Here is a 23,960-nt window from a genome sequence, read left to right as displayed (position 1 = left end):
AATGACAGGCGGTGTTTTTGCATTCACAGAATCCACATAGGCCGCTTATTATTCTTCCTTCAAAATTTCCGATACCTTCTCAAAATCAAAACTGTCTATAGCCTGGGCCAGAGCTGATAATTTCTCCTGTTCCTCATCAGGCAGCTGATAGTCTTTAATTTCTCCAAGGACTGCTTCAATGCCAAGGCTATCACAACCAATGGCATATTTCTCAATTTTTTCATAAGCCTCAGCAAGCACTGCCTCATCTATCATAGTTTTCTCCTCACCGACAGCCTCAGCGGTATCTTCCAGCAACGGACGAAGCTGATTCCCCAATTTTCTACAGCGTTCCAATAGCCCATCCACTTCTTTATCCAGCGTTTCCATATCTCCGGCCTTACCGGCAGTTTCCAGGGCCAACGCCTTTTCGCCAATGCTTTCCGCCCCAATAATACGGGAGGTACTCTTAAGGGCATGAATTTTGATAGTGGCATTTTCAATATCCCTGTCCTGCATATATTGGGTGATTTCATCTATATATGTGCCCACCATAGAGGCATATACCTTCAGAGCTTCCAGATAGGATTCCTCATCGCCATTATTCTTAATGCCGGCTTCCACATTAACCTCCGGTAATTCATAAATGAAAAGAGGCAGGTGAATATCGTCATCTGCAACAGCAGGTGCAGCTCTATCACCTATTTCGCCTATAGGTGCCCAGTCTATCACCTGTTGCTCCAGTGCAAAGTAGAAATTTGAGCCCAATTTATAGACACTTTCCACTTCAAGGTTTGAGCCCATTAGGCCCAGCAAACGCTGAGTAATGGTCACACCCAAGCCCGTGCCTCCAACAGTAGGACTCCTACCCTCCTCAATTCTTTCAAATTCCACAAAAAGCCGTGATTTATCCTCGTCCTTTATGCCCTGACCTGTATCCTTTACCGAAACATGCAGACCTATATGCTCATCATCCAGCTTCTCTGCACTTATTGCCAATATTACCCTTCCCTTTACAGTATATTTCACTGCATTTGTTAATAAGTTAATGAATATTTGCTTTATGCGGGTATCATCTCCCACCAGAATTTTAGGTATATTGCTATCAATATCCAACACCAATGACAGCTTTTTCTCCTCTGTCATCGGCCTTATCATTGCCACCAACTCATTCAGCAATTCGCGAAAATCGTAGTCCCTTGGTATTATTTCTATTTTTCCAGCTTCTATATTGGAAAAATCAAGTATATCGTTGATTCTTCCTAAAAGGTCAACACTGGCATCCCGTATGCTTTCTGAATAACGTACCGTTTGTGGTTCATGGGTTTCCGCCAAAATCATGGAGTTGATGCCCAGAACAGCATCAATCGGTGCCCGCAATTCATTGGAAATTGTGGATAAAAAGGCAGTTTTCGCATTGTTGGCCGCCGCCACTCTGTTGGAAACATCAATCAAAGCATCCCTTTGCTGTCTTTCCTCCGAAATATCCTCCAATATCCACAGGAATGTAGCTACCTTTCCCGCCGGAGTCTGCTGACACCGTACCACACGGGCCCGCAGCCACTTCCCCTGCTTGGTCATAAAGGTGGTAGTAGCAGCCACCCGATATTCCAGCATAAGCCCTAATATGGAAAAATCAACGAATTCCTTCATCTGAAGCGTGAAGTGTTCCTCCACCTCTTCATTTACATAATCCCAAAAATGCTGCTGGGCCTCAGCCCCATCATCAACCTTTAACTCCCCGTCATCATCCTCCCGGTCTATAACGGATCTGATGGTATTATTGATGATATCGACTTCCTTAAATTCATAGTATATCTGTGCCGCAGCCGCCATACGTTCATTGAGGCTTCGGGATTTCATCTCCTTTATTTCATACTTATCAAGTAGTTTTAATAATATAAAAAATATGAACATTATAATAAAAAAGCACAAAGCAAGGTTAAGGACAATTATCTTGGTATTATCCGTAAGTGCTGCATTTAAGCCAAATACAGAAATCAGGGCAACCAGCACAATACAAAGGATAGCCCCGGTAAATGATGTTCTGTTATTACCCATTAAATGCATAACAATCCCCTATCCCTTCGACCTTAATCTATTCGATGGATTTTTTCAGACGGGAGGTATTTCATCACCATTTGTTCCAGCTTTACAAAGTCTATAGGCTTTGTAAGGTAGTCATCAAAGCCTTCATTTTTATACAGGTCCCAAGCCCCTGATACTGCATTGGCTGTGAAGCAAATAACCGGTGTATCCCTGTTAATGCCCCTTTCCTGTTCTTTCATTTCATGGAGAGTTGCAATACCATCCTTTTTCGGCATCATGTGATCAAGAAAAATCAAATCGTACTTTTTCTTATCTGTCATAGCAAGAGCTTCATCCCCACTTTCAGCCGTATCAATCATTACCCTGGTTTTTTTTAGCAGATTCTTAAATACCACCAAATTCATGGCTGTATCATCCACCACCAGCACCTCAGCCTCCGGTGCCGTAAACTGTTCATGATACTGGTGCACAGCCGAAGTTTTGGCGACAAGCACGTCATCCATATTCCCCAACGGCTCCCAGGCCACGACTTCCTGCTCCAGGGTAAAGTAAAAGCGGGAACCCACGCCATAAATACTGCCAACCTCCAGCTTTGAGCCCATCATACCCAGCAGGCGGGTGGTGATAGAAAGGCCAAGGCCCGTACCCTCAATATGACGATTCTTCTCCTCACCGATTCTGTCAAACTTGGAAAAGAGCTTGTCCATGTCCTCCTTCTTTATACCGCTCCCCGTATCCTTGACAGCTACAGTAAGCAGGACATGCTTTTCATCCTTTTTTTCAAATTCAATACTAAATACCACACTACCCTCTTTGGTATATTTCACCGCATTGGTAAGCAAATTGGTAATAATCTGTTTTAAGCGAATATCATCCCCCCAGAGGCGTTTAGGTGTCTCCGGATCCACCTCCAATGAAAACTCCAGCCCCTTGCCTTCAGCACGATACGAAATCATGTGGACTAAATCATTTATCACTGAAGACAAATCATATTCTGCAGGAATAATTTCCATCTTTCCCGCCTCAATCTTGGAAAAATCCAAAATATCATTTACCAGAGCCAAAAGGGTATGACCTGCCGCATCAATATTTTCCGCATAGGAAAGAATCGGGCTATCCTTGCCGCATTCCCGCAAAATCATTTCATTCATTCCCAAAATGGCATTTATTGGCGTTCTTATCTCATGGGACATATTTGATAAAAAGGCAGACTTGGCCTCACTTGCCGCCATTGCCCTATCGGAAATATCCCGCAGTGCTTCTCTAGCTTTTCTTTCCTCGTCGATTTCCTCCACCAGCCACAAAACTCGGGAAACCTTCCCTAATGAAGTACGCTGGGAAACAATAAATCGGCAGCGGCACCAGATACCATCATTATTTAAAAATTCCATGGTGATGGCATTGCGATCCCCCAAACGTTCAGCCAGAGTGGAAAAATTCAAAAAATCCATTACCTGATTTTCCCAAGTTGGGTCCAGATGCTCCTTCATACGAAAAATCAGGGCTGCCTGGGCCCCACTATGCTCAGTGACCTTCGTGTCACTGGCATTTTCTTCATCCACTTCAATATCGATGTAGGTATCGTTGATAATATCAAATTCCTGCACGAAAACATACAGCTTGGTGGTGGCACTAAGCTGATGATATAGCTGTCTTGAAACCTGATCCTTGCGTTTACTATGCCTTATAGCTAAATAGGATACGGCAATTATAGCCGCAATAACCAGCAAATACACTGCAATGGTCAAATATGGCATAATATCACCCCATATCACGCCTGAGAAGGATTCGCCCTTAATACATCGTCAATTTTACTTATTAAAGCCTCTTTGGTGGCCGACTTCAGAATATATCCCTGAGGTTTAAGGGCAAGCACTTGGCTAATGGATTCCTTGTTGTCAATTCCGGTTAGGAAGGCCACTGGAATTTTTTTGGTTTCCTCATTGGAGCGCAGTGCCTTTAAAACCTCAGGCCCCGGCATCTCCGGCATATTATAATCCAACAGTACCAGATCCACTTTATTATGTTGCAAAAAAGTAATTGCCTGCTTTCCCGAGGTCACTACACTCACCTGGAATATTTCCATCAAATGGCTGCGAATCATCTTGCAAAATGCCGGGTCATCATCCACTACCAGTATTTTTTCCTTAATATTTTTTTGTTCTTCAAAGGTATCTACAACCCTTTCAAATTTATCCATATTAACCGGCTTATCAAACCATGGATAGAAGCCCAGCTCAGGCAGTAATTCCACCATGTCATGATGAAAGGTTATTTCACCTACAACAATAATTTTGCGTCGCTTCGCCCGCAGGTTTTTAACGATGTTTATCAATTCCTCCTGTTTACGTTCGCTGAACAGCACTCCCTCACCCAAATGGAGCACAAACACCGACGAGTCATTTATATACTGATACATATTCCAAGAGCCGGCTACTGCCGAATTTACAGTATAGCCCATATTCTCCAGCCCCTGAATAATGGCCTGCACAGTGATGGTTTGACCAAAATCGAATAATACTATTTCCTTTTTAACTGCAGGTTGTACTTTTTTCATCATACTACACCTCCCAATGGGACCACTGCGCCAAGGCCCCATATTATTCAGCTATTTATGGTAATATTCCACGTTTGCTGTGTCATTCCTGCTTTAAGAGAATAATTATGCCCAACTTAAAAGCTGCCCCCTGATAATAAAATCAGAGGACAGCTTCAATTCTTTTATGGCTCAATTATTGGGAAGAACGGTGTAAAGATAACCACCTTATCTGTCAGCTTGCCCAAAAGCTCCTTATTACCATCTTGGCGGAATTTCTGTTGCATTTCCTTGTTCTTTGACAGAATAGTAAACAGTCCTTCCTTGGGCATAGTCCATGTTGCGTCAGCCTCAGGGGATTGGACTCCCTTCTGATAAACCAGAATACCGGATTTTACTGTAAGGAGATACTTTTCACCGGTATCTGTCAAATTCAGATTTGCTGTGAAATTCAGATCCTGGGCCTCATCGCTGTTAAGGCTGATACCAATATAATCCAGCATAAGCTCAGAGCCCATCTTCTTACGAACATCCTCACCGCCACCACTGTTAATAAATGGAACGGAACCATTTCTCAGCTCCTTGGCAGCGCAAAGATATGCATTACGCCAGGTTCCGGATTCTGCCTGATATGCCAGCTGATCCATGGCATCTGCACAGAGATTACGGGCCTCCTGATTCTTAGGCTCAGCAAAGACAATCTGATTGGTAACCTCGGCTACCCACTGGTACTTGCCTGCTTCATAATCCTTCTTTGCCTTTTCTAAAATGGCCTTACTGCCTCCCATGTATTCTACAGTCTTCTTGGCAGTATCCTCAGGTGGCAATTTGTTCAGGTTGATAGGATTTGCATCATACCAGCCCATAAACTTTTCATATACAGCCTTGGAATTGTGTGACACGGTGCCATAATACTGACGGGTATACCATACCTTTTGCAAAGCATCCGGCAATTTAATTTTGTAGGCTATTTCATTCTGAGTCAGGCCCTGATTCATATAGAATAAAGTCTGGTCATTAATATACTTGTATGCCAATGCGGTATTAGTCATATATTCCTTGACAACCTTATTTCCCCAATGTGGCCAGTTATGGGCCTGGAAGGTTACTTCGGCATCCTTTCCATAACGGGACTGGGCCTCCATAATATAATATGCCCATTTGTTGCCGTCTCTTACCTGTGCTCCGCGCAGGGTATAAAGATTATGAAGGGTTCCGGTGCAGTTCTCAGCCACCCAAAGGGCTTTTTTATCTGGGAACCATGTGTTCATCTCCGATGGTGCCTCAGTGCCAGGCGTCATCTGGAATTCCATTGTCACACCATCAATAACACGTTTTTCACCAGTGGTGGTAATAATGTCTGTTGGTGAAATATAAGATGTATGGCCTGTGGACTGTCCCATACCAATACCGATGGAAAGACGTCCCTTCTCTCCTGGCTCCAACAATACACCGTACTGATAAGCCGCACGACGGGCCATAGCAGGACCTGCATACACATTTTCTGAAACTACATTTTCCTCAAAGCCCTCCGGGGCAATAACAGAAATGCCATTATCCTTTATAAACTGTTCAGGATTCTCCATGTCCAGAATACCACGAACACCGCCATAATGGTCAATATGAGAATGACTGTAAATTATAGCCTTAACCGGGAATACTCCCAGCTGCTCATCCACGAGCTGTTTAGCTGCCTTACTGCATTCCACTGACATCAATGGATCGAAGATAATCCATCCGGTGTTGCCCTTTACAAAGGTAATATTTGACATATCATAGCCACGAACCTGATAAATGTCATCAGTAACTTTGAAAAGTCCATAATAGTGATTCAGCTGGGCATTACGCCAAAGGCTTGGATTGGCGGTATCCGGAGCCTTCTTATCGAGAAAAGCATAGGCTGCTTGGCTCCATACAACCTTACCCTGGGCATTTTTTATTTCCAGCTTTTCAGGGGCAGCAATCAAGCCACGGGATGCAAATTCCCGTTCCTGCTCATCATTAAAATCCAGCTTGTTATAAACCTCATTATTCGCTTGAATCGTATAGCTGGATGCTTCCTTTGGTCCCTCAGCCGCCTCACCCACAACTGATGTCATGAAGGTTCCCGAAACAGCCAAGGCTACGGCCAAAGCCAAGGCACGACCATATTTTGCCCTTTTTTTCATAGACGCACTCCCTTTCACATTAATAATTTATTATCCTATTCATCACCACATATATGTGGAGTATATACGACAAATGCGCCTTTTTTTCCTGCCATACAAAAAAGTATACACAAAAAACTGCCGACCCTTCAGCCGACAGCTTTACTTACTCATCGTTTCCTGCTTCAAAAACATCTATACAATCATGATAATCACAGGCTGCTCCCTTCACGGACACGCGGTTGCCGTCCTCAAAAAAATGCTCCAGCCATACATAGAACATTTCTGTGGAGCCAAACTCCCAGGACTTTGATTCCAGCCATTCACGAAGTCTGTGATTGCTGGTAAAGCTCTTCTCTATGCGCATCCTCATCACCTCCAGATAAATGCTTCACTTTCGTTGTTTATGTTTTCTACCATTTTACCAAAAATCCTGCCTAAAATGCAAAAACTAATACCATTTCACGTTATTTTAATCCTTGCACTAAGGGCATCTGCTTGTTAATATTAGTTTATCTAATATTAAAGGAGTCACTATTTATGAATAAAGAAAGGGTTATCTCCATAGATGTTTTTCGTGGACTGACCATTTTTATAATGATTCTGGGAAATTTATCACCAGATTCCCAGTACACCTATCCAACCCTGCTTCACAGTGGCTGGACTGGGGTTAATATCATTGATTTTGCCTTCCCTGGCTTTATCTTTATCATGGGTGTATCCACTTTTTTCGCCCATTCTCTAAAATATACTGACTGGTTAGGAAAAGTTATAAAGCGCACCATTATTTTGTTTGTATTGGGGCTGCTGGTAAACCATCTGCCATTACTGTTTACTGCCTTTTTTTCTCCGGATTATACCTTTGCCCAGGCCGGCAATGACTTTATAACTTACTTCCGTCCCTTTGGAGTATTACAGCGCATTGCATTAGTATATTTGGTGGGAACAATTATTTTTCAGGGTATATCCCGGCCTTGGTCTCTTTTTATCCTTTCCTTGCTGCTTATGGGTATTTCTTCACTGGGATACCACCTTTATAACCCGGCGGAACCTTTTAGTGAGGTAAATAATATCAGCCTTTACATTGACCAGCATCTACAGGGAGCTTCCCACAATTATATGCAGGCACAATACGACCCAGATGGGCTTTATGGCACCATCAATGCCACCGCCACCATGCTGCTGGGCTGCTTTGCTGGAGTAATGCTTAAAACCCGTCAAGGATTCACTCTTACCACCAACAATAATACAAAAAAGCTGTTCTCCATGGGCATTGTACTGCTTCTTGCCGCCTGGGGCTGGTCCCAGTGGGAAATCATCAGCAAACCCCTTTGGACTGCCCCTTATGTTCTTTCCATGGTAGGTCTTGGTATGATATTGCTCTCCTTACTGGAAGGGCTGTCCCATAGTGTTTTTTTCCGATTTATCCTCCATCCATTAACAGCTCTGGGACGAAACCCTATTTTCGCCTATCTGTTATCAGAGTGGGGCCTTGCATTGCTATTTGCTATCCCCCATAACGGAGAGCCACTATATCTTTGGCTATACCACACCTATTTCTTCACCAGTGCTTCCCCATTTACCTCAACCTTTGCCTATACACTGCTATGGGACCTGACCTTTGTAATACTGGCAGAGGTAATGAATTGGAAGAATATTGTTATAAAGATATAAAATATTGGTCAATTAGGCGAAAAAATCCCCGCTAGAAATTTTCCATTGAATGCTTGATAGCCTGATTGAGTTCATTATAACTATCTCTGGCCTCTTTAGAAATTTTAGTTTTAGCATTATAACGCCATTATTCAAATTTTTCTTCTTTAGAAGAAAAATCTTCCAATTAGCGTTTCAACGAGCATGGAGATATGCTCACCAGCTGTTGTAGTTTGTTTTCCCCCACCTAAAGAGGTGGGGGACATCTTAAAGCTCGTTATAGTCAAATACTATGCGTAATGCGTCAAAAAGGACATCGACTATCTTTTGTGGTTCCAACCCGGTTTTATCCTCAAACTCAGCCTCTGTAATATTCATAATTACATTATGAGCTACAGTATTTCTCAGGTTATTTAATCGTTCAACACTCATTTTTTAAGTAGTTATGATGTTCTCAACACATAACGAAGATCTCCAAACTATAGCTTCGCACAATATCCATGGTGTTTTGATACCACAACCTCTGAGCGTACTCTCTCATAAGTTTCGCCTTATTCTCTTTGCGCTTCAGCTACGAAAAAATGTCAGTTGCGACAATACTCTTGCCAACACCAGCACCACCGTAAACATTTGGCACCTTTAGTTCGCTCCTAAAATTACACTTCAATATCATACTCCACTGATGAAGGCTTCTCTACCATTACCGAACAAAACATCCCCTTTAATGCCCCCAGTAATCGTTTAAAAGGGATATATCGTTAATAGAATATGCCTCAATGCCGCTCCCTCGCCCCATTTTTCCAAGAAAAACAAAAAACCACCATAGGCCGCCATCGTCCCCTCCATATACCAAGCGTTTTCGAGCCTGTTGACCTATCGCTAATTCATATCAATTCGTATTGTGAAACATCAAAAACATCGGTATTTGCAGGAACTTTCTACCTAAATATCGAAAATAAAGACTTGTTATAAAGAGTACAATACTCATTACTTATACATCATTTATCATTGGAGGCACAACGAATGAGCAGCACAAGCGCAAAATACGATGTAAGTCAATACTCTGTAGATACATTACTGGGATATATCAAGGGAGGTAGCATAGCCATCCCAGACATTCAGCGCCCTTTTGTATGGAAAGCAAAAAAAGTACGTGACCTTATCGATTCCCTCTATAACGGCTATCCTATTGGATATCTTATTATATGGCATAATGAAACGGTAAAGCTAAAAGATGGTTCCAGTGCCGTAGGAAAAAAAATTCTCATTGACGGCCAGCAACGTGTAACGGCCCTTATGACCGCTATTGTAGGACAAAAAATCCTCACTGAAAACTATGAAGAGAAGATTATCAGGATTGCATTTAATCCCATTGCTGAAAAGGATGATGAGCGTTTTGCCGTCCAAACACCTGCGCATGTAAATAGCCCCATGTGGATTTCAGATATTTCCGAGGTATTTAAGCCTGACTTTGACAGCTTTGAATTTGTGAACAAGTATGTTGAAAAGAATCCTTCAGTTTCTGCCAAAATTGTAAATCAGGCAATTACGCATTTATCTGGCATAGCCAACTGCCAAATAGGTGCTATCACCCTCGTACCACAGCTTGACATCAGCGAAGTCACTGAAATTTTCGTGCGCATCAATTCTCAGGGTAAACGGCTTAACGAAGCAGATTTTGCCATGTCGAAAATTGCCGCTGACGAAAGCTATGGTGGCAATCTGCTCCGTAAGGCCATTGATTATTTCTGCCATCTGGCGGTAGACCCAGCCTTTTATCATCATCTGGAACTAGTGGATAAGGATTTTATGCTCTCTCCCTATGGTACGAAAATGAAATGGCTGAAAGACATAAATGATGACATTTATGACCCGGAGTACAATGATATGCTCCGTGTTTCCTTCATGCACCAGTTCAGCCGAGACAAATTAGGTGATTTGGTAAGCCTACTCTCCGGCAGAGATTTTATCGAGCGCACCTACAAGGAAGAGATTATCGAGGACAGCTTCAAAAAACTGAACAGCGGCATCCTAAATTTCATGAATGAGTATAGCTTCAAACAATTTGTGCTGGCCATACAATCCGCTGGATTCATTTCCACTAAACTCATCAACTCCATGATGACCATGGATTTTGCTTATACTCTATTCCTAATTCTGCAAAACTCAGACCATGTGCCAAAAACCGAGATCAAGAGATATATACAGAAATGGTTTGTCCTGTCCACTCTGACAGGCCGATATATATCCTCACCAGAATCGCAGATGGACAGAGATCTGCGCAGCATCAATACCAAGGGCTTTTTAGAATTCTTCCTCGAAAACGAAGCAGCCCTGCTATCCGATACATTTTGGAGTGTGCGTCTAGTGCAAAACATGGAAACCTCATCCATCAACAGCCCCTATTTCAATACATATCTTGCAGCGCAGATTTTCTTTAGTGACCACTCTTTGCTATCCAATTCTTCCAAGGTAGAGCATTTGATTACAGTTGCTGGAGATGTTCACCATATCTTCCCAAAGGAATATCTGAAAAAGAATGGCTTTGACGATAAATCCTTGTATAATCAAGTGGCCAACTATACCTATCTGGACACCACAGTAAATATTGCCGTAGGCAAGAAAGCACCAAATGACTATTTCAATCAGGCATTAGCGGCGTGCAATTCCACCGGCCAAAGTGGCTGGATAATCAAGGACGAAACTTCTTTCTGGCAAAATTTAGGCGAAAATTGCCTTCCTAACCGTATTGTTACAATGACTGCAACAGATTATCCCGATTTCTTGAGGGAGCGGCGTATGCTGATGGCTAAGAAGATAAGAGCTTATTACGAAAAACTGTGAGTTAAAATCAGACTTGACATCACACATTGTGATGTCAAGTTTACCTGCAATACAAGCCCCTATGTGCTCTATTCTCCCACCTGCCCCGGCCTTTCGCCAGTTGAAACAGCCGACAATAATTGATAAAATGAGCACAGCAATGAAAAAATAAGATTCCAATTTATCACCCCATGAGAAAGGAACTATCATCTTTATGAAAGATATTCAGAGCCCCATTTCTACTGTTGACTTGGTAGAAACACCAAACATCAGTGGGCTTATATACACGGTAAGAGGCCAACAGATAATGCTGGCCAGCGATCTTGCTGCACTCTACCAGGTAGAAACACGTGTACTCAATCAGGCAGTAAAAAGAAATCAAAAACGCTTTCCTGAAAGATACTGCTTCCAGCTGACCAGGGATGAAGCGGAAAACTTGACATCACAACTTGTGATGTCAAGTTCTGGCCATGGTGGGCGTCGGGTTCCACCATACGCCTTTACCGAGCAGGGCATAGCCATGTTATCGGCTGTTCTCCGCAGTGATGTTGCCATAGAAGTCAGCATACGCATTATGGATGCCTTCGTGGAGATGAGGCGTTTTATCGCCAGCAATGCCCAGCTTTTCGAGCGAATTGAGCGTGTGGAGCTAAAGCAACTGACCTATCAAAAGGAAACCAATGAGAAACTAGAGCAGGTTTTCGATTTTATCAACGCCCATGCTGAATCCAACCAGAAGATATTCTTTGACGGGCAAATCTACGATGCTTTCAGCCTTTTGGCCAGTCTGATACAAAAGGCAACGCAGAACATCATCCTCATCGACGGCTATGTGGACATCGGCACGCTCAACCTGCTAGCAAAAAAGCAGAAAAATGTGTCGGTAGAAATCCATACATTCAGCAACACCAAATTGACAGCGACAGATATAAACAAGTTTAATAGCCAGTATCCTATGCTAACTGTCAAACACACCAGTGCTTTCCATGACCGCTTTCTTATCCTTGACCATAAGGAAGCCTACCATATCGGTGCCTCCCTTAAGGATGCGGGGAAGAAGTGCTTTGCCATCACACTATTGCAGGAGGACAGTTTACTGAAAGAGTTGCTGGGAAAACTACAATGAGCAATATGCAATGATTCACACTAGAAATCTTTACGCCATGAATTGCATCCCCCACTGAGTAGTCTCGTTTCAACTATGCAAAGTTTTAATTATTAATCCCAATTACCATCTTTACGAACTTTTAGATATCGATGTCCACAATTTCATATTCGGAATCAATAGAAAAATCCGTAGTTTTTAGTTCATCAGTACTGAAGCCAGTACACACCACAGCTTCGCGCAACATATCTACCTGTTGTATACCTATCTGCATAACATGAGCATATTCCCTATGCTTTGCCGATAACTTCAGCGAAATCGTTACATAATCCAGTGGAAACGAATTTACATACTTGATTTTGATATCCGGAAAGCTATCTACAAACTGGACGGTGAGGTCTTCTCCGCTTTTCATGAACTTCCACTCACCGATATCATCTGGGAATGAGTCAACCACCTTCACCCTGCCACATAGTTTGATGCCTTTATAGTAGCCATCCTGCACACCCTGCAAACGGTGCTCTGTCTAATAACCACACCCTACAAAAACGGGTCCTTTCAACCCTGCAACCCCCTCGGAGCGAAATGCGGTCAAATTCATCATCCCTAGCCATGACCTGAATTCGAGCCAAACTCCCACAACGCAAAACCACCTCGAAGCCCCCTATTACATAGGGTTTCGAGGTGTTTCGCTCTCTGTGTGCTTGTATCAATTCGGCTATGATTTTGTCTCATTCTTGTATTGGCTTCAATTACTAATAAAACCAATGACCATGATTTAGAAAATAAACCAGATTACAAAATCTCCACCAATTCTATCTGGAAATTCAGCTCCTTGCCGGCCAATTCGTGGTTGGCATCAAAGGTAATTTCCTTATCTGTCTTTTCAGTAACAGTTACCGGGAATGGCTGTCCCATTGGGTTGGTAAGATATACACGTTGGCCCTTTTCCAAATTCTCAGCCCCCGGAACCTGGTCAATTTCCACGGTCATAATGGCATTAGGGTCCAACTCCCCATAGGCATCCTTGGGCTCCATATGAGCGTCCTTTATCTCTCCCACCTTCATATCAGCCACGGCCACATCAAAGCCGCGAATCATCATACCGGCACCACATACGAATTCCAATGGTTCACCGCGATCATAGGAAGAATCAAACTGAGTACCATCATTAAGAGTACCCTTGTAATGAACCCGAACCTTCTTACCCACATTTGGGCCCTCAATCCCTGGAACAGTATGGGAACCACAGCCACCGCAACCCGCATGCGCACCACAACCGTCTTCCTCATGATGGCCGCAGTCATGGTCCCCACCGTGATGATGGTTACAATTAACCCCGGAGTTTACCAGCTCACCAGCCAGATATGCCTCCACAGCTGCATCAACGTCCCCGGAAGCTCCGGCACAAAGATCAATACCAGCATTGGCCAATGCCTGCTGGGCACCGCCACCAATACCACCACAAATAAGCACATCAATGGATTTATCTGCCAAAAGGCCAGCCAGAGCACCATGGCCGCTGCCATTTGACCCAATAATTTCACTGGATACTACCTTATTATCCTCAACCTCAAAAACCTTAAAATTCTCCGTTTTGCCAAAATGCTGGAAAACGTTGCCATTATCATATGTTACAGCAATTTTCATCTATTGCACCTCTCTCAAAATAGTAGTTTGAATCAATCACATCTTTTCCTATGATAATATAGCCTCTATAAAAAGTCAATAAGTCAAATTTCTGAGTATTCTGATAATAATTGTATCTACAGCCCCTCTTAAATTTAAGAAAAGAATTAACATTTTCTAACGCCATCATTCAATTTTTCAAGCATCCAATTGGAACAATATATATTCCATCCTTACGCCGATATGCGTAATCTCCCAATCCAACAACTATCGCCAAAAATGAGGCAGACTTCATCTTTGTTGTATCTATTTTGTCTGCCAATTTTTTTAGATTTTTGGCACCTTCTTCTATAAGCTTATCTCCGCCCAGCTTGATTTCCACCAAACCATAGCTGCCATTTCTCAAATGTATTACAGCATCGCACTCTAAACCGGTTTTATCCCTATAATGGTAAACACTTCCACCGAGGCTTTCAGCATAAACCCGCAAATCCCGTACACACATTGTTTCAAACAACAATCCCATTGTATTAAGATCATTAAGCAAATCTTTTGGCCCTATTCCCAAAGCAGCTACCGCTATAGATGGGTCTGTATAATATCTTGTATCTGATGTTCGAATTGCAGCCTTTGAACGCAAATTAGGATTCCAGGCTGGCATATCCTCCACTACGAATATTTTTTTTAATGCGTCAATATATGAAGCCACAGTATATTCATTTACAGTTTCTGTATCATTAGCAATTATGTCATTTTTAATCGTAGTATAGGCAAGTTGCGCCCCTTGATTCCTGGCAAAAGAACGCATCAACCTTTTTACTCTTTCAGAATTTTTACTAACGCCATCTGCCCGATTAATATCCGACTTAACTACAGCATCATAATAATCAAACGCCTGAGAAAGAGCAGCTTTTTCTTTCATTCTAATGGCAGCTGGCCACCCCCCTCGGCATATACAAAAGGCAAGTTTCTCAAGGTCCAATTTATTTATACCCTCTATATGGTTAGGAGAATCAAATAACTTTTCAAGGCTCACCGTTCCAGTGGATTCCCCCGATTCATAAAGAGACATCGGCCTCATTGTCAGCCAAGTAAATCTCCCGGTTCCAGAATGCTTTATCTCTTCTGATTCTACCGGCACAGCGGAGCCTGTCAAAATAAATTGTCCCTCCTCCCCTCTGATATCTACTTCATAACGAACCGCATCCCATAACTTTGGAGCAATTTGCCATTCATCAATAAGTCGAGGCGTATCACCACCCAAAAGCTGACTTGGTTCAATATCAGCCATTTGAATATTTGTATTTCTTTTATTAGGTTCATCCATTCGTAATATGCTCTTGGCAACCTGCGTAGCTGTTGTGGTCTTTCCACACCATTTAGGCCCCTCTATCACGACAGCACCTTTGGCTTCAAGTTTATCTGCAAGCAATAAATCGACTACACGAGCTCTATAATTGTCCATATTCTGCCACCTCTACTATGATGATATACATTTTATGGCGAGTTGGCAATAATTTTTATGGTGAATTGGCCAATTATTTTATGGCGAGTTGGCTGATTATTTTTTAGCGAGTTGGCAAGAAATTTTATGGCGAGTTGGCACTGTCCATATATCTTCTATAGCAATTTCCATTTTTTGAATCTCCTATTTCAACATTCTTCACCTTCATTCCACCGTCTTCACAACCACCATTTTTGCATATCCCTCGGCGCTGATAGTGCCATCCTCCAGAATAATCTCCGACTTCATTTCCACCACGTTGCGCTTGCGGTTTTCCACCCAGCCACGGATAGTGATAGGCATTCCCACGGGAGTAGGCTTGCGATAACGGACTTCCAGCTTTCCCGTAAAGGCCGGCTCACCAGTCCTAAAAAGATAACCACCCATGGCCTCATCCAGCATAGTGGAAATAATACCGCCATGGACTACCCCACCAAAGCTCTGGTAATTCTTATTCACCGTGGTTTTGGCAATATATTGATTGGAAATAATCTTAAAATCCAGCTTCAGCCCAATAGGGTTATTCTGGCCACAGGCAAAGCAGTTTCCTGTGTCCTCCATCTTTCTAAGTTCATCATCTGTTGGCATTATAGTACCTCCATAAATTTTAAATCGATTTTATCTCACTCCTATAAACTATAGAGTATACAAGACTTTGTCAACTTTTTTCAGAGAGTTGCATAACGAAAAAACCGACGGGCAAATGGAACCCGACGGTTTTTCGATGTGTGTATGAATGGGGAGTTATGTTTTTTTAAGGAGATTTACAGATGGGTAAACCTTGATGTATTAATAATGATTTAAACTGCAGCAAAGGCCTGCTCCAGGTCTGCAATGATATCATCAATATGCTCAGTACCAATGGAGAGGCGAATGGTGCTGCGGCTGATACCTACATCAGCCAGTTCCTCATCGGTGAGCTGGGAATGGGTGGTAGTAGCTGGGTGAATAACCAGTGATTTCACATCAGCCACATTGGCAAGAAGGGAGAAAATCTTCAGATTATCGATAAACTTGAAGGCTTCTTCCTGGCCGCCCTTAATCTCAAATGTAAAGATAGAGCCACCGCCATTAGGGAAATACTTCTGATAAAGAGCATGGTCTGAATGCTCTGGCAGACTTGGATGATTAACCTTAGTTACCTTAGGGTTCTTTACGAGGTAATCAATAACCTTCTTGGTATTTTCTGCATGACGCTCCAAGCGGAGGGACAGAGTCTCAGTGCCCTGCAACAGCAAGAATGCTGCAAAAGGAGAAATTGTTGCGCCCTGATCACGAAGCAAAATAGCGCGGATATAAATTGCAAACGCAGCCTTGCCGGCAGCCTCAGTAAACTTTACACCATGATAGCTAGGATTTGCCTCGGAAATCCAAGGATACTTGCCACTCTTTGCCCAGTCAAAGTTACCGCTGTCTACGATAACACCACCAAGAGTAGTACCATGACCGCCAATAAACTTAGTAGCAGAATGAACAACTATATCTGCACCGTGCTCAATAGGGCGGATGAGATATGGTGTACCAAAGGTGTTGTCAATTACCAGAGGCAGTCCATGCTTGTGAGCCAACTTGGCAATAGCATCAATATCCGGAATATCGGAGTTTGGATTGCCCAAAGTTTCAATGTAGATAGCCTTGGTGTTCTCCTGGATAGCCCCTTCAATTTCCTTCAAGTTGTGAGCATCCACAAAGGTGGTCTCAATACCGTACAGTGGCAAAGTGTGGGCCAACAGATTGGCAGACCCGCCATAAATGGTCTTCTGGGCCACAATATGCTCACCGGCCTTTGCCAGTGCCTGAATAGTATAAGTAATAGCTGCTGCGCCGGAGGCCAGAGCCAAGCCTGCTACACCACCCTCCAATGCAGCTATTCTTTCCTCAAAAACACCCTGGGTGGAGTTGGTGAGACGGCCATATATATTTCCTGCATCTGCAAGACCAAAGCGGTCAGCTGCATGCTGGGAATTGCGGAATACATACGAGGTAGTTGCGTAAATTGGCACTGCTCTTGCATCAGATGCTGGATCTGGGTTCTCCTGACCTACGTGAAGCTGAAGTGTCTCAAATTTGTAGTTGCTCATAATAATTTCTCCTTTTGCTATAAAATATTGAAATAATTTTTGTTTAATTTAATGAAGCGAAATCTGAGCCAGAAATAAAAAACCGGGGCTTTATCCAAGCTCCCGGGCAAATGGCAACACAATCAGCCGCAACTTAAAGAAGACGAATGCAGCTGGCCATAATTACATGCCCGGGAGTTACACATTCGACAAACCCATGCTGCTGTCTTACAAGTGTTGTTTTCTCCATACATAGCATTCATCTCCTTTCTTGAATCCTTAACTTTGTTTGCTCAATTTCGATGTCTATATATTAAACCTATATGCCTACTATGTCAATAGGCAAAATAAAAAATATATGTTTTTTATTTTAATATTTGATAATTCCATTTACCTTGGGGTAAAATAGGTTTAAAGGAGGTTATCTTATGATTTCGACAAAAGGAAGATATGCCGTTCGCTTTATGATAGACATGGCCCAACAGCCTGATGACAAACCGGTTACCCTTGATGATGTTGCCCAGCGCCAGGAGATTTCCAAGAAATATATGGAACGCGTGGTAAAAATGCTGGTCAGTGCCGGACTAGTGAAAGGAACCAGCGGCAAGGGTGGTGGTTATCGCCTTCTGCGCAAGCCCGAAGAATATAACGTAATGGAAATTCTTCAGGTCACCGAAGGCCGTCTCACCTCTGTGGCCTGCCTGCAGGAAGGAGCTGAGGAGTGCCCACGGGAAGCGAAATGTCTCACCTTGCCAATGTGGAAGCTCTTTGATGAAATGGTAAAGGACTTCTTCACCAACATCACCATTGCTGACCTTATCAAGGGTCACGAGCAAAACTCATAAGCAAAAGAAAAGCAGAAACCGCAATCAAGCGATTTCTGCTTTTTATATTTATACAAGATCAAAAGCTAGCTGTTTTCACGTCGGTGCCGGTGCTAAAACTTTTTATTTCTTTCATATAGTGAAAAAAATCATAACTCGCTTCGCTCAAACAAATGATTTTTTCCACTAATATTAAGGTATAGAAATAAAAATTTTCTTAACGCTCCGGACCTAAGTGTTCAACCAGCCAGCTTCTGACCTTCGTATAACAGTAACATCCTCGTTATTACTTTTTCTTTGAAGCCTGGTACTCTGGGATAATCCTGTTCTTGGCGATCTTGCCGGTGGAAGTTCTAGGCAGTGCCTCCACCTCATGGAACTCACGAGGAATCTTGTAAAGGGCCAGATTTTTCTGGAGGTACTTCTTTAATTCCCTCATATTAACATTTTCCCCTTCACCTACCGCATAGAAGCAAGCCCCCGCATTACCACGAAGCTTATCAGGAACACCTACTACTGCACATTCAGTGATACCGGGATAATGATAAACAAGCTCCTCTATCTCACGAGGGTAAACATTTTCACCCATGGAAATAATAATATCCTTTATGCGGTCCACTACATAGAGGAAGCCCTCCTTATCTTCACGGACCACATCACCGGTATGGAACCAGCCATCCTGCAGGGCAGCCTCAGTAGCCTCAGGAAGATTCCAATAGCCCAGCATTACGTTGTCGCCCTTGACCACCAGCTCCCCGGCTTCACCCTTGGCTACCTCCTGTTTTTCTCCGTTTATTATCTTATATTCAATGCCCTGAACCACAGGACCAATGGAGCCGATCTTGGCTGTTGCCGGAGAATTCATGGTTACCACTGGAGATGTTTCAGAAAGGCCATAACCCTCACAAAGGGTAATGCCAAAATTATTCTTGAAATCCTCGGCGATCTTTAATGGCAATGTGGTACCACCGCTGACCACCATACGCAGGGTCTTCATATCCTCAGGCTTGGCCAGCTTATTTAAAAGGGCACAAATACTTGGAACCACATGGGTATCAGTAATGCCATATTCACGAATGGTTTCAATGGTTTCCTTTGGTGTAAACTTATCCAGAATAACCATTTTGCCGCCCACATACAGCGGGTACATAACAGACAGGGTCCAGCCAAAGCAATGATACATAGGCAATACGCAAAGCTCCACCAACTCGCTGGTACCATGAGCTACCTCGTGGTACTGCTCATCATTGGCAATAATATTTCTGTGGCAAAGGACCGCCCCCTTTGGATTGCCCGTGGTACCGGAGGTGTAAATAATTACACAAGGTTCAGTATCCTTAAAGTCCTCAGGCAGCTTGGGAGCAGTCGGACAGCTCTGATTCTGATAGCAATATCTAAGATCATGCTGCTGCACATTTTCCTTAAAATGCAGTTCATCAAGAGCCTCTGCAATATCCAACTCCTTATATGTAAGTAAATGGATAATACCTGCATCCTTAACAATATAAGCTATTTCCCGATTGCTGAGCTGGAAGTTGATAGGCACCGCCAAGGCCCCTAAAGAAACAATAGCCATATAGGCAAGGAGGATATCTGAGTTATTCCGTGAAAAAATACCTACCCGGTCTCCCTGGCGAACACCTATATTATAAAGGTAGTTACGGTATTCATTTACAGAATTCTGCAAATCCTTATATGTAAACGTACGCTCTTTATCAATAACAGCAATTGCATCGTCTTTACCACGATAAACCAAATCATGTATTAACATATAGCTTTTACACGCATCCTTCTACTTTAATCTCTCTTTTTGTCTAACTGATTAAGTATAACAGAATTTCATCATATTGCCAATTAATTCATTCTAACCGCCTCGACAAGGATAACACAAATCCAATAATATAAAACTGTTTTGTGCATTTAAAAAAGGCCTGGCTCAATGAGAGCCAAAGCCTTTTAAGTATATCATTGTTATTTCTTTCTACAATCAGTCGCTGGCAACAGTATTTTCAATGGCCACATATTTCAGCATAATATGACCGCTGGTTCTGTTGGTAGCCAATGGTACATTGTGAACATCACAAAGTCTGAGCAGTGCATTAATATCAGGCTCGTGAGGCTGTGAGGTAAGTGGATCGCGAAGGAAGATTACATAATCAACCTCGCCAGTTGCAACCTTTGCACCAATCTGCTGATCACCGCCAAGAGGACCGGACATCATGGTTTCAACTTCTATACCAAACTTTTCCTTGATTCTGGTACCAGTAGTATTGGTAGCAATCAAGTGGCAGCCCTTCAACAAATCAATATGCTGCTCTACAAATTCCAGCATTTCTTCCTTCTTCTTATCATGAGCAATCAGCGCAATAGTCTGCATTAAAATCGACCTCTTTTCTTTTCCTATTATCGTACACGATGAAATATACCATCAACGAGTGAAAAAAACCTGTAAAAGTCAGATCTTATTCCCACCTTTGATTATACATCAGTTACAGCCTATTTAACACTGTTTTTTAACTTAATTCATCTTGAAATTCTCAACAGACTTTAACATATCCTTGGCCATTTCTGCCAATACACCACTGGAGCTTTCGATCTCGCTCATGGTAGCTGTCAACTCCTCACTGGCAGCAGATACGCTCTCTGCCTCGGAGGAAACCGAGGAGCTCTTAACAGCCACTGTCTGAATAGCTTCGCCAATAGTCTTGGTATTTTCATTCAGGGCATTAACGATATTGTTCATTTCCTGAGACTCTTCCACTACCTTACGAACCATTTCTGCAATATCATTAAAGCTGGTACCAGAATCCTGTACCACCTTGGTCCCAGATTCTACCCGTTTTACACCCTCCTGCATTACAGCAACAGCCTTCTGACTCTTATCCTGAATAGAGGTAATAAGGCCAGCAATTTCACCAGCGGACTCACTGGACTGCTCAGCCAGCTTTCTTACTTCATCAGCAACAACGGCAAAGCCACGGCCATGCTCCCCTGCACGGGCTGCCTCAATAGCCGCATTAAGTGCCAACAAATTTGTCTGAGCAGCAATAGAGGAAATAGTATCAACAATCTTACCAATACGATCAGATTCCTCACCCAATTCCGTGATTACATCTGCAGACTGCATTACAGAGGTCTGAATCAGCTTCATTTGCTCCACTGCCCCATCAACAGTCTTCGCCTCAGCTACAGCCTTGTCCTGGGTAACCTTGACTACTTCACTGGAATGCTGAATGGTATTTACAAAGTTCATCATATGTCTTCCCAAGGTCTCCACCTGGCCGTTGGCAGTCTCAATTTCAGTAAACTGCTCAGAACAGTTGCCTGCCACATTTACCATGGAATTGGCCACGGAATTGGAGACCTCTGCGGATTGGCTGGCATTGGTATTGAGTTGCCCGGCGGAATCAGTAACCTGCTGGGCAGTGTCCATAACCTTTTTCATCATATTGCTGATGTTAGACTGCAAAGTACGCATGGCCTGACGCATTTCGCCGATTTCGTCATTGGAATCATATCGCGCATCATCACTGCTATCAGTGCGGAAATCACCGGTCGCAAAAACCTTCAGCCGCTCAGTAACGTTAATGATAGGCTGAGTAATCTTATTTGCAAATACATAACCTATAAAGATGAACAAAATCTGCAATACAAGTACGAAGGCACCCATCTTAATAAGGCCGGACCATAATGCAGCATTGGCTTCTTCTTCCTGATGAGCCACCATGGAATCGATATAATCAATCCATACACCAGTACCCAAAACCCACTGATAAGGAGCAAAGGCTACAGTATAGTTACGCTTTGGAAGCGGAGTGTCCTCACCTGGCTTGGCAAACATCAGGTCAGTAAAGCCGCCGCCCTCCTTGCGACCATTTTTAATCATTTCCTCGATAAAGCGGGTACCATTTGGATCTACAGAATTTATGCGGCTCTTGCCTTCTGCCGGACGCCCCAAAAGAACAACATTAACGCCTTCATAGGTATCGATCCAGAAGTAGCCTGCACCATTATCATAGCGCATAGCTCTCACCCGATCAGCAGCCTCCTTTTTGGCCTGCTCTTCAGTAAGGGTACCGTTCTGCTGAAGACTATATACATAATTAATAACAGAAACTGCACTTTCAGTCTGATCCTTGAGCTGTTTCTCAATATCCTGAGTCAAGGTAGCCCTATAGTTTTCCACCTGTCGCTTGGATTCATCCACCATACTGTAGACCATCATAACGCCAATACATAAAGTAGTCAGCAATGATATGGCCACTACTACAAAAATCACCTTGTTTTTTAGTGAAAACCTCATAAGACTTCCCCCTCTTGCTTTTCCATAGGAATACTCATCCTACGCCACATAATAATTACGCTCATAATATAATGACTTATGATTTCTACATTGCACGTGAAAATCCTTCTTTTCCGTTTATAAATTCACACTTTTCTCATAATTAAAATTAATTACCCAATAATATCATATCCTGTCCGTTGTTTGACAAATTATCACAATTTTTTCTATTAGTCAAATAATCCATCAGAAACAGATACTTTGTATTAGCCTATAAAATCAGCAAATTGACGATAATATTTGCAAAATTGTGTAGATTTATTGTATCAAATTTTATATAATGGTCTTATAAATTTAACGAATTTTTGCAGACGACCAAATTTAACAGCAAGGAGAATTAGTGTTATGGATGATATAAAGGAGGACAGCGGAAAAACGCTGGTCGAACTCACAACGGACAAGATTATTGACTATATCACTTCCAGACAGCTGAAGCCTGGTGACAAGGTTCCCACCGAAGCAGAATTTCTTGACAGGTTTGCTGTGAGCCGTGGCACTTTGCGGGAAGCATTTAAGGTTTTGATTGCCCGCAATATTTTGGAAAGCCGTCAGGGTGCCGGCACCTTTATTTCCGAAAAGCAAGGTATTCCAGATGATCCACTGGGTCTCACCTTCATCTATGATGATCAGATGCTGGCGCTGGATATGATAGACCTCCGATTGATGATTGAGCCAAAAGCAGCTCAGCTGGCTGCCGTCAATGCTACCGAGGAGCAAAAGCAGGCTCTTATCGACATGATGACAGTTCTCGAGGACCGCATCAGCAAGGGTGAATCTTATGTGGCCGAGGATGGCAAATTTCACCAGCTTATTGCTGAATCCACTGGAAATCGGATTATTGGCAACCTTACCTATATTCTCTTTTCTTCCATTGAAAAGAATATTGCACTGACTCTTAATAATCTCAGTGTATCCAATACCCTCTATTATCATCGTCGCATTTTAAAGGCTATTCTGGAAGGTAAAATTTTTGACGCCTACAATGCCATGACCAACCACCTTAGCCTTATTCGTGAATATATGATAAAGGCTCACGAGGAATCACAAAACGAAACAGAGGAGCAGAGCTAGGCTCAATTTATATGACTTTTCAAATCCCATTTAATTTTAACAATGCTATATTTGCACAAAATATTATCACCGGCATAGGTTTTATGCCGGTGAATTTCCACTTTCCAGGAATAAATCCCCACACGGACAGTTGTATCAGCTTTGGTGTAAAAAAATTCAACAATTTCTCCGCCCTAGAAGAACAGGTTATCCTTTTCTATGACGATGGAGATATGAAAGCCCCTAACAAGGGTTTTCT

General features: G+C 42.7%; 20 protein-coding genes. 6 read left to right on the top strand and 14 right to left on the bottom strand.

All coding sequences use genetic code 11. The features are described from left to right. Window positions 1-48: 48 nt before the first annotated feature. The 5 genes from ACKI5G_RS04190 to ACKI5G_RS04170 form a co-directional block, all read right to left on the bottom strand. A complete protein-coding gene (locus tag ACKI5G_RS04190) occupies window positions 49-2,049 on the bottom strand; it encodes an ATP-binding protein (RefSeq protein WP_407397939.1) in 2,001 nt (666 codons plus the stop codon). 23 nt (window positions 2,050-2,072) lie between these two features. Next, a complete protein-coding gene (locus ACKI5G_RS04185; RefSeq protein WP_407397937.1) occupies window positions 2,073-3,785 on the bottom strand; it encodes an ATP-binding protein in 1,713 nt (570 codons plus the stop codon). Between the two features lie 14 nt (window positions 3,786-3,799). Further along, on the bottom strand, window positions 3,800-4,588 hold the full coding sequence (locus ACKI5G_RS04180) for a PleD family two-component system response regulator (protein WP_407397935.1): 789 nt from the start codon (window positions 4,586-4,588) through the stop codon (window positions 3,800-3,802). Window positions 4,589-4,749: 161 nt separating this feature from the next. Beyond that, window positions 4,750-6,732: an alkyl/aryl-sulfatase gene (locus ACKI5G_RS04175; RefSeq protein WP_407397933.1), complete on the bottom strand. Its 1,983-nt coding sequence runs from the start codon at window positions 6,730-6,732 to the stop codon at window positions 4,750-4,752. A 145-nt stretch (window positions 6,733-6,877) separates the two neighbouring features. Further along, on the bottom strand, window positions 6,878-7,078 hold the full coding sequence (locus tag ACKI5G_RS04170) for a hypothetical protein (RefSeq protein WP_027396556.1): 201 nt from the start codon (window positions 7,076-7,078) through the stop codon (window positions 6,878-6,880). A 173-nt stretch (window positions 7,079-7,251) separates the two neighbouring features. Between ACKI5G_RS04170 and ACKI5G_RS04165 the strand changes: the two genes are divergently transcribed. Continuing rightward, window positions 7,252-8,385 (top strand): acyltransferase family protein, encoded by a 1,134-nt coding sequence (locus ACKI5G_RS04165; RefSeq protein WP_407397931.1) that lies wholly within the window; start codon window positions 7,252-7,254, stop codon window positions 8,383-8,385. A gap of 246 nt (window positions 8,386-8,631) precedes the next feature. Here the strand turns inward: ACKI5G_RS04165 and ACKI5G_RS04160 are convergent, their stop codons facing one another. Next, a complete protein-coding gene (locus tag ACKI5G_RS04160; protein WP_407397929.1) occupies window positions 8,632-8,796 on the bottom strand; it encodes a hypothetical protein in 165 nt (54 codons plus the stop codon). A 591-nt stretch (window positions 8,797-9,387) separates the two neighbouring features. Between ACKI5G_RS04160 and ACKI5G_RS04155 the strand changes: the two genes are divergently transcribed. Both ACKI5G_RS04155 and ACKI5G_RS04150 read left to right on the top strand, forming a co-directional pair. Then, window positions 9,388-11,208, top strand: a complete 1,821-nt coding sequence (locus ACKI5G_RS04155; RefSeq protein WP_407397927.1) for a DUF262 domain-containing protein — start codon at window positions 9,388-9,390, stop codon at window positions 11,206-11,208. Between the two features lie 193 nt (window positions 11,209-11,401). After that, window positions 11,402-12,313, top strand: coding sequence for an ORF6N domain-containing protein (locus ACKI5G_RS04150; RefSeq protein ID WP_407397925.1), 912 nt, complete (start codon window positions 11,402-11,404; stop codon window positions 12,311-12,313). A 121-nt stretch (window positions 12,314-12,434) separates the two neighbouring features. Here the strand turns inward: ACKI5G_RS04150 and ACKI5G_RS04145 are convergent, their stop codons facing one another. From ACKI5G_RS04145 to ACKI5G_RS04125, 5 genes are all read right to left on the bottom strand, one after another. Continuing rightward, window positions 12,435-12,806 carry a hypothetical protein gene (locus tag ACKI5G_RS04145; RefSeq protein ID WP_407397923.1) on the bottom strand — a complete coding sequence of 124 codons (372 nt, stop codon included), beginning with the start codon at window positions 12,804-12,806 and terminating at the stop codon, window positions 12,435-12,437. 281 nt (window positions 12,807-13,087) lie between these two features. Next, on the bottom strand, window positions 13,088-13,942 hold the full coding sequence (locus ACKI5G_RS04140; protein ID WP_407397921.1) for an FKBP-type peptidyl-prolyl cis-trans isomerase: 855 nt from the start codon (window positions 13,940-13,942) through the stop codon (window positions 13,088-13,090). 169 nt (window positions 13,943-14,111) lie between these two features. Continuing rightward, entirely contained in the window at window positions 14,112-15,386 is a 1,275-nt protein-coding gene (locus ACKI5G_RS04135; RefSeq protein WP_407397919.1) for an ATP-binding protein, read from the bottom strand. 204 nt (window positions 15,387-15,590) lie between these two features. Beyond that, window positions 15,591-16,013, bottom strand: coding sequence for a PaaI family thioesterase (locus tag ACKI5G_RS04130; protein WP_407397917.1), 423 nt, complete (start codon window positions 16,011-16,013; stop codon window positions 15,591-15,593). A 212-nt stretch (window positions 16,014-16,225) separates the two neighbouring features. Then, complete coding sequence (locus tag ACKI5G_RS04125) at window positions 16,226-17,506, bottom strand: O-acetylhomoserine aminocarboxypropyltransferase/cysteine synthase family protein (protein ID WP_407397915.1); 1,281 nt, start codon at window positions 17,504-17,506, stop codon at window positions 16,226-16,228. Between the two features lie 407 nt (window positions 17,507-17,913). On the opposite strand from ACKI5G_RS04125, the gene ACKI5G_RS04120 reads away from it, so the two are divergent. After that, window positions 17,914-18,330, top strand: coding sequence for an RrF2 family transcriptional regulator (locus ACKI5G_RS04120; protein WP_407397913.1), 417 nt, complete (start codon window positions 17,914-17,916; stop codon window positions 18,328-18,330). A gap of 265 nt (window positions 18,331-18,595) precedes the next feature. On the opposite strand, the gene ACKI5G_RS04115 is transcribed toward ACKI5G_RS04120, so the two are convergent. From ACKI5G_RS04115 to ACKI5G_RS04105, 3 genes are all read right to left on the bottom strand, one after another. After that, on the bottom strand, window positions 18,596-20,080 hold the full coding sequence (locus ACKI5G_RS04115) for a class I adenylate-forming enzyme family protein (protein WP_407397911.1): 1,485 nt from the start codon (window positions 20,078-20,080) through the stop codon (window positions 18,596-18,598). A 216-nt stretch (window positions 20,081-20,296) separates the two neighbouring features. Next, window positions 20,297-20,686: a methylglyoxal synthase gene (locus ACKI5G_RS04110; protein ID WP_407397909.1), complete on the bottom strand. Its 390-nt coding sequence runs from the start codon at window positions 20,684-20,686 to the stop codon at window positions 20,297-20,299. A 141-nt stretch (window positions 20,687-20,827) separates the two neighbouring features. Then, on the bottom strand, window positions 20,828-22,612 hold the full coding sequence (locus ACKI5G_RS04105; RefSeq protein WP_407397907.1) for a methyl-accepting chemotaxis protein: 1,785 nt from the start codon (window positions 22,610-22,612) through the stop codon (window positions 20,828-20,830). Window positions 22,613-22,996: 384 nt separating this feature from the next. Here ACKI5G_RS04105 and ACKI5G_RS04100 point away from each other — a divergent pair, with 384 nt between their 5' ends. Both ACKI5G_RS04100 and ACKI5G_RS04095 read left to right on the top strand, forming a co-directional pair. Continuing rightward, a complete protein-coding gene (locus ACKI5G_RS04100) occupies window positions 22,997-23,722 on the top strand; it encodes a FadR/GntR family transcriptional regulator (protein WP_407397905.1) in 726 nt (241 codons plus the stop codon). Between the two features lie 11 nt (window positions 23,723-23,733). Continuing rightward, on the top strand, window positions 23,734-23,960 hold a 227-nt coding region (locus tag ACKI5G_RS04095; protein WP_407397903.1), incomplete at its 3' end, for a hypothetical protein.

It is taken from the genome of Anaerovibrio sp., from assembly GCF_045637405.1.
Taxonomy (GTDB): domain Bacteria; phylum Bacillota; class Negativicutes; order Selenomonadales; family Selenomonadaceae; genus Anaerovibrio.
Note: the sequence above shows the minus strand (reverse complement) of the source record. Positions and strands in the feature narration are given on the sequence as shown.